Origin of the sequence: Mucilaginibacter sp., assembly GCF_039925265.1 — a bacterium.
In the GTDB taxonomy this organism is placed as follows: Bacteria; Bacteroidota; Bacteroidia; order Sphingobacteriales; family Sphingobacteriaceae; genus Mucilaginibacter.
Map to the genome: position 1 here is coordinate 18,682 of NZ_JBDSZG010000006.1, position 14,928 is coordinate 33,609.

Below are 14,928 nucleotides of genomic sequence, written 5' to 3' on the forward strand. Positions count from 1 at the left end.
TTATCCGCTCCTAATGGGCTCTAATTGACACACGCTACCCCACAAAAAAACCCGCAGCCAATCGCTGCAGGTTTTTTGAGTAAGAATAATATTATTTATTAATATGGATATGCTTTACCAGGGTGTGCGGCTTTCCATGCACGGCGGCGTTCCAGCCAGGCGGCATGTCTGCGTTTTTGCTGGCGTCTGCGGGCTTCGTTACCAATAATGTAACCACCGCCGGCACCAATTGCGCCGCCTATAACCGCACCTTTAACATTGTGGCCAATAAGCGCACCGGCAACTGCACCGCCTGCTCCACCTATTATAGCACCTTTACCTTGTTGACTTATACCTTTTTTTTCCTGAGCAGCTGCACTGAAATTCAATGATGTTGTTAATGCCATTGCGAGGCCGCCATATATGAGTATCTTTTTCATAGTGATAGTATCTAAATATGTTTTGTCTAATACAAATAGTGAGCCATATTGCTAACTATACTATGGAGTGCTTAAATCGGCAATGGTTTAATGTCTTATTTCAGAAAATGAATAATCGCGTTAGAAAACTGTATAGTTTTCCCTGCACTATTATGGTCGCCGGGTACAGCTGCCATAGTCGCCGTAGGGATAAGCTTCTTCAGATCGTTAACATCTCCGTTGGTTGTATCCTCGGTGCCGTCTATCAGTAAAACAGGTATTTTTACTTTAGCAAGTTCGGCCGGGCTGGTGCTTGGCTGATGCTTTTGCTGCATGGCAAGCGCCACTTTATCAAAAGGGTTTTTATTTATCCATACCATCATATCATCCACATCATGCAGCGTGGTATCACCTGCTAAGGCCTTCCAGGCGTGTATGCGGCGCTCCCAGTTGGGGTTGGTATAATCTGCGCCCATGCCGCCCATTACGGCCTTGTGTACGCGCTTATCCAGCACCATCACCCGCGAGGTAATAATAGAGCCGCGCGAGTAGCCCACCACATTGTATTTTTTGATGCCGAGGCTGGTTACCAGCCCCATCACATCTTTTGCTTCTGCATCGTTATTGTAGCCGGCATCGGTATGTGGTTTGTCTGAGTGGCCGTTGCCACGCATATCCAGCAATATCACCTTATAGCCTTCTTTCAGCAGGTCGCCGTAAAGGGCGCCGTTTTTCCAGCCCTGGGCGGTACCAGTAAAGCCGTGCAGCATCACCACCGGGAAACCCTCGCCTTTTACCTCGTAGTAAATTTTAGTACCGTCGAACGAGGTGTAATAAGCGCCTTCGGCAGGTGTTTGGGCATAAGTTTTTATGCCGAAGCTGCACGCAAGGCAAAGGGTAAAAAAGCAGATTAATTTTTTCATGATGATTGATTTTTAAACAAACATGTTCAGTATTAATACGCCGCCCAGCCCAATAAGGGCTACCAGCGTTTCCATCACCGTCCAGGATAGAAAAGTGTTTTTTATCGACAAATTAAAATACTCTTTAAACAGCCAGAAACCGCCATCGTTAACGTGCGAACAAGCCAGGCTGCCCGCGCCGATGGATAGCACCATTAAGTTGGGGTTGATGGTAGGGTCCTTTAACACCATGGTAGATACGATGCCGGCAGCCGTAAGCCCCGCCACCGTTGCCGAACCCAGGCTGATGCGGATGATGGCAGCCAGCAGCCAGCCCAGTACCAGCGGCTGCATGTGCGAGCTTTGCAGCAGGCTGGTGATCTCGTTATTTATGCCGCTATCAACCAATACCTGTTTAAACGCGCCCGCGCCGGCGATGATGAGCAATATCATGGAGATATCTTTAACGGCATCGGTATATATTCCGCCTAAAGCGGTCATGGTTTTCTTTTGCCTCAGGCCGAGTGTAAAGGTGGCCACCAAAAGCGATATCAGCATCACAATAGGCGCGTCGCCTAAAAAGGTAATGATATCATGCATCCTGCCCGGCGTTTTATTGCTATTGAGGTAAAACGTACTTGCCATTAGTAAAATAACAGGCAGCAAGGCTGTTAAAAAGCTGGTAGCGGTGCCGGGGAGCTTATCTGCCGGCATATCCTCCGAGCGGAAAGTATCCAGCGGTGCGGAGGGCATTTTTTTAAGGGTTTGGGCAAATACAGGTCCCGCTAAAATAATAGCGGGGATGGCCAGCGCCAGGCCGTAAAGCAGCGTAGTGCCCATATCGGCATGAAACATACCCACCAGGGTGGTAGGCGAGGGGTGCGGCGGCAAAAAGCCATGCGTAACCGATAGCGCCGAGAGCATGGGCAACCCAATATAAACCGCCGGCAGTTTATACTTATACACTACCGAAAATATCAGCGGCACCATCAGCACAAAGCCGGTATTGTAAAAAAGTGGTATGCCTATAATAAAACCAACTGCAACCAACGCGAGCTGAATATGCTTAACACCAAACAGGTTAACCAGCACCTCGGCAATTTTTTGGGCCGCGCCGCTGGTTGCCACCAGTTTACCCAGCATAGCGCCCAGGCAAATTATAATGGCCAGGGGCCCCAGCGTATCGCCCAGGCCTTTTTGTACCGATGCGGTAATTTTGGTTAACGGGATGCCCAGGAGAAGCCCGGCGGTGATAGATACCATCAGGAATGCCAAAAAAGGATTCACTTTGGCCCAGCTAACCAGCAGGATGAGCAGCACGATGCAAATGAGTATAACCAGCATTGTTGTAAATTCAGGTGTTATTAAGGAGTGCCTCTAAAGTAATAACATTTATGTAATTTGATAGGTGTCGCTGTTATTTTGATGAGATAAAATGTGGTATCTTCACCTATTATGAAGAAAATATTGATCACTGCCGGCTTCGTAGCATCGTTTGCTTTGGGCTGGGCTTTTAATTCGGTAAAGCAAACCAGCGCGATGAAAAAGGTAACCGGTATTGGCGGCATCTTCTTCAAATGTAAAGACCCTAAAAAACAGCGCGATTGATACAGCAAAAACCTGGGTTTAAATACCGGTAAATACGGCACCGTATTTGCCTGGCACCAGGGTGCCGACAGTACCAAAAATGGCTACACCCAATGGAGCCCATTCTCCGAGAAAACCAAATACTTTGAGCCATCCACCAAAGAGTTTATGATTAACTACTGGGTGGAGAACCTGGAAGAACTGGTAAAGCAGCTGCGCGCCGATAGTGTTACCATAACCGACAAGATGGAAGTTGTGAGCTACGGCAAGTTCATCCACATAATGGACCCCGAAGGGAATAAAATAGAACTGTGGGAACCCAACGATGTGGAGTACGGGAAGATACCGGGCAGCGTTACCAAATAGGCTGTAACCGCAAGTAATACCTCGTTTCGTGCTGAGTTTTTAAATCCGCAATCTCTGAGTGGGAAATGACAAAGAGCGTGGGGTCATCCTGAGCTTGTCGAAGGGCGTGCGGCTGGCCTACCCGCTGTGGTTCGACAGGCTCACCATGACCCACCACACAATTTAGCTTATGTAATTTGTTTCAGCACCCCGGCGGGACAGGTAACCGCCATGCTTTGTAACCTTGCAGATGAGGTGCCGAAATAAATCGGCATGATGGTGGCAGGGAATGCACAAAGTGTTGCGTCTCAAAAAACACACCCTAAAATTTTACTTTGCCCCGTCAATTTTCTGCCTTTTGTTGCCGTTATTTGAAGCAATGACAAAACAGCGCTACTTCACCCTCATCATCGTACTGGGTTCGCTTACGGCTTTGGGGCCGTTCTCTATTGATATGTACCTTCCGGGTTTTCCGGCCATTGCCAAATCGCTGCATACCACTACCGAAAACGTGGCGCTGTCGTTGTCCAGTTTCTTTATCGGCATCTCGGCCGGGCAGCTGTTGTACGGGCCGCTTTTAGATAGGTTTGGCCGCAAGCGTCCGCTGTATTTTGGGCTGTCGTTATATATCATCGCGTCCATTGGCTGCTATTTTTCTGGCAGTATTCAAATGCTTATCGTAATGCGGTTTATACAGGCCATTGGCAGTTGCGCGGCGGCGGTGGCCTCTATGGCCATGGTGCGTGATCTGTTCCCGGTTAAGGATAGCGCCAAAGTATTTGCCCTGCTGATACTGGTATTGGGCGCTTCGCCGCTGATTGCGCCAACCGTAGGTGGCTATGTTACCGAAGCGTTTGGCTGGCAGCTGATATTTATCATTTTGGCCGTAATATCGGTTTTAATAAGCCTCGCGGTAATTTTTGTATTGCCCGAAAGCTACCCGCCCGACCCATCTTATTCGCTGGCCCCGGGGCCAATTATCAATAGCTTTTTAACCGTGCTGAAAACGCCGCAGTTTTACACTTATGCTTTTTGCGGCGCGCTGGCCTTTTCGGGGTTGTTCGCCTATATCTCGGCATCGCCAATTGTATTTATGGAAGTGTTTAAGGTAAGCGCAAAAACCTATGGATGGATCTTCGCCGTCCTCTCCATTGGCTTTATCGGCTCCAGTCAGGTGAACAGTTTTCTGGTAAAAAAGTATAAAAGCGAGCAAATTGTAAAAACCGTTTTAACGGTAATGGTGGGCATAGCCGTTGTGTTTTTAACCGGCTCGCTACAAGGCTGGCTTGGGTTGGTTGGTACCATCGTCATGATCTTCGGCATTTTATGCTGCGTAGGGCTGATTAGTCCCAACACTTCGGCGCTGGCGCTGGCACCTTTTGAAAAGAACGCCGGCACGGCATCTTCCCTGCTGGGCGCATCGCAAATGGCCATCGGCTCCATGGTATCGGTAGGGGTAAGTTTATTTAAATCAAAATCCGCCGTGCCCATGGCCACTATCATTATTGTATCGAGTGCGATGGCTTTGGTGTTGTTGCTCATCGGCACGCGTTTTATTAAAACCAAAGTTGATGCTAAACAGGGTGGGAGCTTGACAGCACATTAGGTTTTTGATTTTCGCTGCCGCGAGATTAGCGTAGCGTATCTCGTGGTATGGCACAAGGTCAGCTTTCAGCTGACGGAAGCAGGATGCTTCCATCATCATGCCTCACCACAGGTTGAAAACCTGCGGCAGCAAGGTATTTACAACTGCCACTGCAACTGCTACTTCCCCAACTACTCCCTCACCGCCGTTACCTTCGAGCCATCTTCGCCCAGCGTTTCAAAAATGATTTTCTTGTCTGTAAGTTCGGTTACCGAAAAGGGGAAATCGCGGGTTTTGCCATCGCCAAGGTCCTCTTTGTATTTAATGTCGAGGCTGTTTATGGTGAATTTACCATGCGATAATAGCTTGCCGCCCCAATAGATCTGCAGCGTATTGTCTTTATTAAAAACAATGGCGGGTTTCTGCTCGGCAATATCAAAGCGGGTTACGCTATCGCTGGGCGAAGCCGGTTTCTCTATACGGGTATAATTCCATCTGCCGTAAAGCCTTTCAGGTGACAGTCCCGGTTTACAGGAGGAAAAAAACACAAGTAGTATAACTATGGCGATGAAGTATTTTTTCATGGTTGGCAGATGATTTTTCAAATTTATTCTAATCCGTTTGGATAAAAGAAAAAAGTGCTTAGATTTATAACTGTAATTTATACATTTATTAATTATAAACCAATTATGAAGAAGTACGTACTCTTGCTGCTGTTAGCGGCACCGGTGGTTGCCTGTGCGCAAAGCAGCGGCAGCATCACCATCACCAACGATTCTAAGGCTATCATCAGCAAACACATTTACGGGCAATTTGCCGAACACCTGGGCCGTGGTATATACGATGGCTTTTGGGTGGATAAAAACCTGCCGGTAAAAAAGCAGGACAGGATAAGGCTGGACCTGGTTGCTGCCCTGAAGAAAATAAAGATCCCCAACTTGCGCTGGCCGGGTGGCTGTTTTGCCGATGAATACCACTGGCGCGACGGTATTGGCCCCAGCGCGCAGCGCCCCCGCATGGTAAACAGCAACTGGGGCGGCGTTACCGAAGATAACAGCTTTGGCACACACGAATTTTTGGAACTTGCCAAATTATTGGGTACCGAGCCCTACATAGCAGGCAACGTAGGTAGCGGTACGGTAGATGAAATGAGCAAATGGATAGAATACCTAAACTCTAACGGCACCAGCACCGTGGTGCAGCAGCGCAAGGCAAACGGCCACCCCGAACCCTACAAGGTTGCTTTTTGGGGCGTAGGTAACGAGAACTGGGGCTGCGGCGGTAATATGACGGCCGAATACTACGCTAACGAGTTTAAACGCTACGCGTCGTTCGCGAAGGATTACCCGGGCGCGAGGCTTAAAAAGATTGCCAGCGGTGCCAATGCTGATGATTACAACTGGACCGAAACCATCATGAAAAATGTGCCTAACCACATGATGTGGGGTGTATCTATGCACTACTATACTCTTCCTACAGGGAACTGGGGCAAAAAGGGCTCGGCAACGAGTTTTAGCGAATCCGAGTACTTTAGCACCATGGTTAATTGCATGAGGATGGATGAGATAGTGAGCAAACACTCCGCCATTATGGATAAGTACGACCCCGAGAAAAAAGTAGGGCTTGTAGTGGATGAGTGGGGGATATGGACCGACCCTGAACCAGGTAGCAACCCCGGCTTTCTATACCAGCAAAACAGCCTGCGCGACGCGCTGATAGCTGGTACCACCTTAAATATATTCAATAACCACTGCGACAGGGTGAAAATGGCCGAGCTGGCCCAAACCATTAACGTGTTGCAGGCGCTTATTCTTACCCAAAAAGAGAAAATGATACTGACACCTACTTACCATATTTTTGATATGTACCAGGTGCATCAGGATGCTAAATACCTCAACATTAAACTTAATTCGCCCGATTACGAGGTTGACGGTAAAAAAATAGCTGCTGTAAATGCTTCTGCTTCGCAGGATGCAAGTGGTAAAATTCATATCTCGCTGGTGAATTTAGATCTGCATAACACCATCACCATTAGCACCGCACTAAAAAACATCAATTGGAGTACCGTAAAAGGGACCATCCTTACTTCGGCCAATATTACCGACGTGAACACTTTTGAGCAGCCGAAGAAACTGCAGCTGCAAAACTTTAGCGGCGCTAAAAAAGATGGCGATAAACTGGTTGTCGTTATCCCTTCAAAATCGGTAGTTACACTGGAACTGAATTAATAAAAGTGACTGAACGGCCCGTCCGTCCGGTGAAAAATAGCAGATCCCAGCGAAGCGTAACGGTGGCGGGCCCCCGGCAGGGCGCTTGATTGTCAGTCCCGACTTCTGCTACAGTACTATAATATTGTCTTCTAAATCAGCACTTTGGACAGTTAGTTTTCCCCACTAAATGTTCAAAGTGTTGTTATTTTTGCTCAATTTGTGCACACAATTTTGAACAGCGTACCCGCAAATACTCCCCAAATATTTGCCTTAAACGACAAACTGCTACTGGTAGTTTAAAATTCATTCTTATCCGGAATAAAACAGTATGTGGCATCTTCATTGCAATACCACGTAGAAATACGTGGAAATAAGCAATGGCATTTCCTTTTAAATTATCATATGTAAGGGCTTGATCCCTTTTAGAGTCTGTTTAACCCTTTTTATGATCGCTGGTGTAAAAAAAATCCCCCTGCTCCGTTACGGCCTTATTGTTTTGCTTATTGTGGTGCTCTTTGGCAGTGCTTTTTACTTATATCTTCATTATAACAAAGCCGAGAAGATCCGCAGCAGCTTTCAGCAGATGATAAACGCTCGCGAAAATTCTACCCTGATAGATAGCTGTATAGTAGAGCTGTACAGTGCCGATAACAGCAGCCGCATGTACGCGCTCACCTCCAAAAAAGCCTATTTTACTCAGTTTAGCACGCAGATAAAAAACGTACACAATATTATTGATACCATAAACCGTAACAATAAAAGCACGGCAAGCCTTGCCCAGGATGCAGAACTGGGCAACCTTATCAGCCAAAAATCATTAAAAACGGATAGCTATATTAAGCTGATGACGCTTACCGATAGCCTGCTAAAATCGGCAAGGAAATTAAATCGGGCGCTAAAAGATGCGGATAACAAATACCTGCAGCAACCGGTTGTTCGCCGTGTAATAACTGAGGTACATATAGATACAATACGCCCCTTGCCAAAGGTAGCTGCCACGCCTGCCCCCCAAAAGAATTTTTTTAAAAGGCTGTTTGGCAAAAAACAAAAGGCAGCAGAAGCTAAACTGCCGCCTCTATTGGTGCAGCGCACTACCGATACCACCATTACCACCATGACCCCCACTCCAAAAGTGGCACGTGTTTACAATAACTATTACAGCAAACTTTACGAGGCCAACAATAAACTCCGCAAAAACGAACTCGAGATGCTGGAGATCAACAACCGCCTCATCAGCCAGATCATCGGGAGCCTGAAAAAATATAAAGTTGCCGAGCAGCAATATATCTCGGCCAGTAAAACCGAGGTGAAGAGCAACCTGTCAACCGTATTGTACGAGTTTAAACGCCTCTCGGGGCTGATGTTCCTGATACTTACTGTTGTTGTGGTGGTTATCCTCTACAACATCTGGAAGATATTTAAGAACGAAAAGGAAATGGTGGTGTATACCCAGATGACCGAAAATTACGCGCATTCTAAGAGCCGGTTTATGGCCAACATGAGCCACGAGATCCGCACGCCGCTAAATTCTATCATCGGCTTTTCGGAGCAGCTTACCCAAAGTGACCTCACCGAAACGCAGGAGGAGCAAACCAGCGCCATCCGCAGCTCATCAAAAATGCTGCTGGATGTAGTGAACGAGATCCTGGATTTTAGCAAGTACGAAACCGGGAAGATGAATTTTGAGGTAGCACCGTTTCAACCGTTTGAGGCCATTACCGATATTGCCACCAGTATGCAGGTGCAGGCCGGTAAAAAAGGCATCGAACTGAACCATCAGCTGGATTTTGGTAGGGAGCTTTGCATGCAGGGCGATTACTTCCGCCTGAAGCAAGTGATGATGAACCTCGTGAGCAACGCCATTAAATTCACGCCACGTGGTTCGGTATTTATTAATGCCTTTATTACCGATGGCAGACAGTCTGGTTTTAAGGTGCTAAACGTGCACATCCGCGATACCGGCTTGGGGATTGATAAAGAACACCTGCCATTTATTTTCGATGAGTTTTCGCAGGTTGGCTCGGCACAAAAAGCCACCACTACACAGGGTACGGGGCTTGGCCTGGCTATTGTTAAAAAAATAGTTGAATTGCAGGGCGGCAGTATAAACGTTACCAGTAAGGTGGGCACTGGCTCTATCTTCAGCTTTAAACTACCGATGGAAGTTAGCGCTGCGGAAGCTTGCCAGGAGCAGGAAGCTGTTATCGAAACAAATCCGCGCGAACTGGTTGCCGGCAAGCATGTGTTGGTGGCTGAGGATAATAAGCTGAACGTATTGCTGGTGAGCACCATTCTAAAAAAATGGAACATCACCTTTGATGTTGCCTATGACGGCAGGGAAGCGCTGCAGCTTTTTGAAGATCACCCTTACGATATTATTCTTACCGATATTGAGATGCCCGAAATGGGTGGGATAGAATTTTCGCAACTGGTGAGGGCCAATGGTGACCCCCAGAAGGCTTCATTGCCTATATTGGCGCTAACGGCCAATGTGCTTAAAGAAGACCGGGATAAGTACCTTGCCGTAGGGATGACAGGCGTGGTGCTTAAACCATTCTCTGAACGGAATCTGATAGACAGCATTGCAGCGGCATTACCCAACCGCAATATGCTGGTGAATAGCTAAGAGGTCTTTTTAGCAGTCTTATTCATTTGTTGTTCAGCTTTTTTCACCTCGTCCTTTTCGCTTAAAGGGCCTTCGGTTTTCAGCTCTTTTTCTTTTGATGCCGACGGCTTAACTGCGTCGCTACTTTTTCCGGTTGATTTTTCTGTTGACATGTAATTGGAAGTTGTTTACAGAATAACTTTTAGCGGGGGAAAAGGTTTACGAAATTTAATACGGGAAGTACGAATTATCGACGTGAGGGATTTATGCCGCAGGGTTAATAACGAATATCGAACACCCAACGCCGAAGTTTTTTTTCCTTCATTATTAGGTATTTTTTCCTTATTTCTTCAGCTGCTTTAGCTCGGTTTTCAATTCCTGCACCTGCTGCTGGGCCTGCCTGTTCTCCAGGTAAAAGTATATGGCGCAGCCCAAAAATATCTTACCCAAAACAAATACCATTGCCAAAACCCATTTCCAGTTCTTGTGAACCTTCATGTGGTTAGATTCCGACTCTACCGCTATAAAGTGCGGGCCATTATTAGTTTTAAAGCTCTGGTAATTGTTATCCCCGGCATCGGTAGAGTATTGTTCCGGGCGGAGGATAAGTTCGTCTATGGTATCTGATATTTTGTCCCAGGTGCCTGCGGGCGGCATTACAGCCATGTGCTGGGCAATATGCTCCATATCCAGCTCCAACTGTTGCAACGCGAAGTTTACCTCGGGATATTTGGCCTTCATATACATCAACTCCTTCACCTCGGTATCGGTAGCAGAACCCGTTACATAGGCTTCTAAAATGCCGCTATCTATGTACTGTTGCTGTATCACTATGTTGATTTCCTGATGATGATAAATGACTCCTTCAATATACGTTTTATTTCCTCTTCCGATTTGATTAGCTCGGTAGCAAGCCAGGTAGTTGTTTTCCCGTGATAATGGACGCCACAAAATACAATTTGTTGCTCTGCCGACATCAGATCGATAAATTTATTACCGCTGACAACCACGCCTTTCGGTTTATCGTCCGCATCAGCGCATTCATCTGCTATTGTTGAAAACGACGTCAGTTTTTTACGGGCCATCATTTGCAGCTGGCAAAAAGTGTTAACGCCCGGTTTTGATATGGCTTGTATATCGCTAAACTGCAATTCGTTAAAAATATCTACCAGGTATTGCTCGGCAACCGTTTTGTTTTTTAGTGCCTCAAACAAGTAGCCCAACAGCATATTTGCATAGCTGTTGTACAAACTCTGCTTAGTTTGCATAGTAGCGGGCAATGAAGCGTCGGTACTCGTTAACTTCGGTTTCAAAATTGGATCTAAATAGTATGTTGGGGGCGGTCAAATCAAAAATACACTATAAACGTATTTTTAACGAATAAAAATACACAATAAATGCAGGTTTCAGTTAAAAAAATTTCTTTAAATATCGTTTTTAAATGAACTTGGAGCATCGTTACAACCTGTAATTGTTAAATTTAGTTAAATGCCCGGTTCTGTGTATTTATGGAGGCCAAATTTGTTAATTTTAAAACATGCACACCTATACCAGGTACTTGTTATTATTCGCGTTTTGCCTTGCCGGCCCGGTGGTATTTGCACAGGGCATTTTTAACGGGAAGGTATTTGAGTACAAAACCCGTATCGGGCTTGCCAACATTTTTATAGAGAACCTGGGCAGTAAGCAAAACACCCTATCAGATAAAAACGGCAAATTTTCGCTGCCCGCCAAAAAAGGCGACCTGGTGCTATTTAAAGGCTTTTCCTATCAAAACGATACGGTGCTGATTACCAGCCTAAATGGTATCGAAGTATTTTTAGCGCCGCAAAATATGGAACTGAGCCAGGTGAACATCTCTTCCACCGAATTGGCAAAAAAGTTCAAAGATTACGATAAGGAGTACCACGGCCAGCCCGTTGTTTACCACCGCGACCGCAAGGGCAACTTAGACGGCGGCATCAACATCAGGATACATTACTGGAAAAAGGGCGAGCACGACAAACAAAAACTGGCCAAAAAGCTGCGCGATTTTGATACCATGGACCAGATTCATGAGCTGTTCACCCCGGAAACGATTGGCAAGTATGTGCCGCTCGCAGGTGGCGAGATGGATAACTTTATTAGCCTTTACACCCCAAGTGTAAAAGTGTTTACCAGTAAAGATTTCAATATGGTAGCATACCTCAGCGATAGCTACAAAAAGTACCAGGCCCTGCCAGAGGAGAAGCGCCATCCGCAGATTTTAGCCAATTAAAATTAAGCCTTTAGGATAGATATGCCGGTGCCCAGCGCAACTACGTCTTCTACCACGCCTACTATCGGGTCCTTCACAAACGGAACTTTATCTATTGCCTTGCGCAGGTAAAAACTCGCAAAAGTAGCCGCCAGCGCCGATGCGCCACCTAATAAAATCCCATCAATAACACTTAGCTTATTTGCCTTAAATATGGTAGCGCCCACAAACGCGCCCGACGCTACGCGGGCCAGCAACTGCGCGGGAACGATGCGGTCTGGGCTATTGGGAATTTTATCGCCGGTGATCTCTGCAACGGAAAGCAGTTTGGTAATCATAGCCGTAACCGGCATTTGTATAAAGCGTAATGCTGAACGCGATAATGCCGGGTTTGGGTGGTTGCTTAAATAATGGCTGGCAACCATCGGTGCCATGGTGGCCCGCATACCTGCAACAGCGCCCAGCCCCACAGTTTGCAATATCACGTTACTTGTTTTCATACCTATACAACACGCCGGGTGGGGGATGGTTTGGATTTAAAATGCGAACCGTAATTCCGGCTCAATTGAACGAAGCCCTGAACTCCAATGGCGACAGGTTGGTTTTGGTTTTAAATAACTTGCTGAACGATTGCGGATGCTCGAACCCCAGGCCATACGCAATTTCGCTTACCGATAAGGCGGTGGTAGATAGTTTTTCCTTCGCCTTTTCTATCAGCGTATTATGGATGTGCTGCTGGGTGCTTTGGCCGGTTAGCGTTTTGAGCAGACCGCTTAAATAGCCCGGTGATACGTTTAAGGCATCGGCAATGTAGGCAACGGTAGGCAATCCTTGTGTTGCCAGAGCGTCGTTTTTAAAATAGTGGGCAAGGATGTTCTCCAGTCGATCCAGCACCTGGTGGTTGGCTATTTTGCGGGTGATGAACTGGCGGTGGTAAAAGCGGTCGGAGTAGTTGAGCAATAGCACCACTTGGGCGATGATGATATCCTGGCTGAATTTATCGATGTTGGAATGATACTCTTGCTGGATGTTTTGCATAATGCCCGCAATAATGGTCTCTTCTTTTTCCGACAGGAACAGTGCTTCGTTCACCGAATAGTCGAAATACTCGTACTGTTTAATGTTTTTGGCCAGAGGCGTGTTCCATAAAAAGTCGGGATGGAAGAGCAGCATCCACCCCGACTGCTTTAATGTGGTGACCACATCTACCTCCAGCCTTAAAACCTGACCGGGAGCCATAAAAAACATGGTGCCTTCGTCAAAATCATATTCCTGCTGGCCGTATTTCATTTTGATGTTGAAATTTCGTTTCAGCGCGATGGAGTAAAAATCCTTCACCATGCTCATTTCCCCGGAGGGCAATTCATTCACATCCTCTAAATTTATAACGCTTACCAGCGGGTGTTCCGGTTTGGGCAGTCCCCTAAACTGGTGAAATTCGCTGATGGTTTTAAGCCTTAAAGGTTGTGTGCCTGCCATACTACAATATACTTATTATTATTGCTGATTGTTCATCGCCGCCGCAAATTCTTTCGCGTAATCTGCCAGTTTAACTTTACCCATCACGGCAGGCCTGTTGCGGAAATAATCTTCGGATAAGAGCCCCGTATGCAGGCTGCCGAACATCTCCACCAAACCTGCTGCAATACGTGGGTTCATGCCTATTTTTAGTAAACCATCCAACGCTTCTTCGCTGCTGATCAGGTCCCAGCGCAAATCCGGCTTACCCATTGCTTCGCCTATAATACTTGCGCTTTCGGCCCCTGTAAGTTCTTCGCTGGCCACGTAACGGATCTTTCTGCCGTTGCCCGCTGCAACTATTTCTTCGGCAACCGCGGCAGCTATATCTACCGGCGAAACCCAGGGGATAATATCGCCCACACCGTAGTTGGTAACAATGCGGTTTTCAGTTTTAATAGTGTGCGCATAGGCAAATAAATTGTAGTAGAACGATGTTGGGCGCATGTGGGTGATGCTCACATCGACGGGTAATTCGTTCAGGATCCCCTCCACATCGTGCGCGCCAATCAGTATACCCGAGCCTTTTTCCAGGTGGGCACCAATGGTGCTTAAGTTAACCACATGCTTTACGGCCGCTTGTTTAATGGCGGCGGCATAGTTGCTGCCCAGCCTACGGTAGTAAGTCAGCAGGTCGAGGCTAAGATCGAAATAATTGGCCGGCGGTACCATGGTGTAAACGGCATCCGCACCGGTAAAAGTTGCTTTCAGGAAATCCGCGTCCTCCAATGAACCAATGGCCGCGGCAGCCCCAAGGGTCTCAATCTCTGCCTGCTTTTCAGCTTTGCTGCTGATAACCGTAACCGCGCGCCCTTTTTGTACTAACTCCTTTGTAAGCGGCGCACTAATGTGGCCTAACGAACCTGTAAGAATGATCTTCATGTTGATATGTTTTGTTGACACAAAGGTGCGCAGCCCCGGCCCGGTAGAAATAACCGAATCTGCTGTTGTTGTAGCCGAAAAAAGGGGGCGGTAATAAAGCGTCATTGCGAGGAATGACAATCTCCGGATAGAGGGTAGCGGCATGCAAAGCTTTTATGCATAGTTCTGAGATTACTTCGTGTATTGCAATATTGACGTCCCATTTATGGAACGGAATACTTGGCGGGTTGACTGGCTTCAGCCGAAAACAACCGTGCTTTTATGGCTAAAGCCAGGAAATACATTTGCCAAACCGTCGGTTAAAACCGACGGCATTGAAGTGGTATTTTCTCCACCACGTCTTTGCGAGGAACGAAGCAATCTCCCGATAGAAGGTGGACTTGGACTACATGCAAAGCGTTTATGCACCGTTCTGAGATTGTTTCGTGCCGCGCAAAGACGCGCGGTGGGTGATGGTGGTACTGCATAGCGGCGAAACTCCTCCCTGCCTTCGCGCTCCCTTCGACAAGCTCAGCCGCACCCCTCCCCGAGGACATAGCCGTCAACTTAAGCAAAGAAGCCAAAATAAGCGCAGGAAAGTTATAATTTGAACAGAGCGTAGTTTGCCGTAAAGGCAAACTATGTATTTTTGCGCTCATATTATTTTTATCATTTTTAAAG

At 46.9% G+C, this 14,928-nt stretch carries 16 protein-coding genes; 6 read left to right on the forward strand and 10 right to left on the reverse strand.

All coding sequences use genetic code 11. The features are described 5' to 3' along the window. Positions 1-98: 98 nt before the first annotated feature. The 3 genes from ABIX36_RS01165 to ABIX36_RS01175 form a co-directional block, all read right to left on the reverse strand. Positions 99-419: a YMGG-like glycine zipper-containing protein gene (locus ABIX36_RS01165; RefSeq protein WP_348080334.1), complete on the reverse strand. Its 321-nt coding sequence runs from the start codon at positions 417-419 to the stop codon at positions 99-101. Positions 420-514: 95 nt separating this feature from the next. Next, a complete protein-coding gene (locus ABIX36_RS01170) occupies positions 515-1,321 on the reverse strand; it encodes an alpha/beta hydrolase (protein ID WP_348080335.1) in 807 nt (268 codons plus the stop codon). A 12-nt stretch (positions 1,322-1,333) separates the two neighbouring features. Then, entirely contained in the window at positions 1,334-2,644 is a 1,311-nt protein-coding gene (locus ABIX36_RS01175; RefSeq protein WP_348080336.1) for a gluconate:H+ symporter, read from the reverse strand. A 111-nt stretch (positions 2,645-2,755) separates the two neighbouring features. Here ABIX36_RS01175 and ABIX36_RS01180 point away from each other — a divergent pair, with 111 nt between their 5' ends. The 3 genes from ABIX36_RS01180 to ABIX36_RS01190 all read left to right on the forward strand — a co-directional run bounded on the left by ABIX36_RS01180 (position 2,756) and on the right by ABIX36_RS01190 (position 4,838). Then, positions 2,756-2,908, forward strand: coding sequence for a hypothetical protein (locus ABIX36_RS01180; protein ID WP_348080337.1), 153 nt, complete (start codon positions 2,756-2,758; stop codon positions 2,906-2,908). A gap of 147 nt (positions 2,909-3,055) precedes the next feature. Further along, positions 3,056-3,253, forward strand: coding sequence for a hypothetical protein (locus ABIX36_RS01185; protein ID WP_348080338.1), 198 nt, complete (start codon positions 3,056-3,058; stop codon positions 3,251-3,253). A 358-nt stretch (positions 3,254-3,611) separates the two neighbouring features. Continuing rightward, the gene (locus ABIX36_RS01190) at positions 3,612-4,838 is read left to right on the forward strand and encodes a multidrug effflux MFS transporter (protein WP_348080339.1); all 1,227 of its coding nucleotides are present in this window, start codon (positions 3,612-3,614) and stop codon (positions 4,836-4,838) included. A 170-nt stretch (positions 4,839-5,008) separates the two neighbouring features. Here ABIX36_RS01190 and ABIX36_RS01195 read toward each other — a convergent pair whose 3' ends face one another. Then, positions 5,009-5,401, reverse strand: coding sequence for a hypothetical protein (locus ABIX36_RS01195; protein WP_348080340.1), 393 nt, complete (start codon positions 5,399-5,401; stop codon positions 5,009-5,011). Between the two features lie 105 nt (positions 5,402-5,506). Here ABIX36_RS01195 and ABIX36_RS01200 point away from each other — a divergent pair, with 105 nt between their 5' ends. After that, complete coding sequence (locus ABIX36_RS01200; RefSeq protein WP_348080341.1) at positions 5,507-7,045, forward strand: alpha-L-arabinofuranosidase C-terminal domain-containing protein; 1,539 nt, start codon at positions 5,507-5,509, stop codon at positions 7,043-7,045. Between the two features lie 427 nt (positions 7,046-7,472). Beyond that, on the forward strand, positions 7,473-9,653 hold the full coding sequence (locus tag ABIX36_RS01205) for an ATP-binding protein (RefSeq protein ID WP_348080342.1): 2,181 nt from the start codon (positions 7,473-7,475) through the stop codon (positions 9,651-9,653). Here the strand turns inward: ABIX36_RS01205 and ABIX36_RS01210 are convergent. The 3 genes from ABIX36_RS01210 to ABIX36_RS01220 all read right to left on the reverse strand — a co-directional run bounded on the left by ABIX36_RS01210 (position 9,650) and on the right by ABIX36_RS01220 (position 10,945). Then, a complete protein-coding gene (locus tag ABIX36_RS01210; protein WP_348080343.1) occupies positions 9,650-9,805 on the reverse strand; it encodes a hypothetical protein in 156 nt (51 codons plus the stop codon). The two genes, ABIX36_RS01205 and ABIX36_RS01210, sit on opposite strands and share 4 nt — an antisense overlap. Positions 9,806-9,974: 169 nt before the next feature. Next, entirely contained in the window at positions 9,975-10,463 is a 489-nt protein-coding gene (locus ABIX36_RS01215) for a hypothetical protein (protein ID WP_348080344.1), read from the reverse strand. Next, a complete protein-coding gene (locus tag ABIX36_RS01220) occupies positions 10,463-10,945 on the reverse strand; it encodes a hypothetical protein (protein ID WP_348080345.1) in 483 nt (160 codons plus the stop codon). Before ABIX36_RS01220 ends, ABIX36_RS01215 begins: the two co-directional genes overlap by 1 nt. 224 nt (positions 10,946-11,169) lie before the next feature. Here ABIX36_RS01220 and ABIX36_RS01225 point away from each other — a divergent pair, with 224 nt between their 5' ends. Then, complete coding sequence (locus ABIX36_RS01225; RefSeq protein WP_348080346.1) at positions 11,170-11,889, forward strand: hypothetical protein; 720 nt, start codon at positions 11,170-11,172, stop codon at positions 11,887-11,889. A 2-nt stretch (positions 11,890-11,891) separates the two neighbouring features. On the opposite strand, the gene ABIX36_RS01230 is transcribed toward ABIX36_RS01225, so the two are convergent. The 3 genes from ABIX36_RS01230 to ABIX36_RS01240 all read right to left on the reverse strand — a co-directional run bounded on the left by ABIX36_RS01230 (position 11,892) and on the right by ABIX36_RS01240 (position 14,373). Next, positions 11,892-12,368 (reverse strand): DUF4126 family protein, encoded by a 477-nt coding sequence (locus ABIX36_RS01230; protein ID WP_348080347.1) that lies wholly within the window; start codon positions 12,366-12,368, stop codon positions 11,892-11,894. A gap of 61 nt (positions 12,369-12,429) precedes the next feature. Further along, positions 12,430-13,347, reverse strand: coding sequence for a helix-turn-helix transcriptional regulator (locus ABIX36_RS01235; RefSeq protein WP_348080348.1), 918 nt, complete (start codon positions 13,345-13,347; stop codon positions 12,430-12,432). Positions 13,348-13,365: 18 nt separating this feature from the next. Continuing rightward, positions 13,366-14,373: an NAD(P)H-binding protein gene (locus tag ABIX36_RS01240; RefSeq protein WP_348080349.1), complete on the reverse strand. Its 1,008-nt coding sequence runs from the start codon at positions 14,371-14,373 to the stop codon at positions 13,366-13,368. Positions 14,374-14,928: the final 555 nt, after the last annotated feature.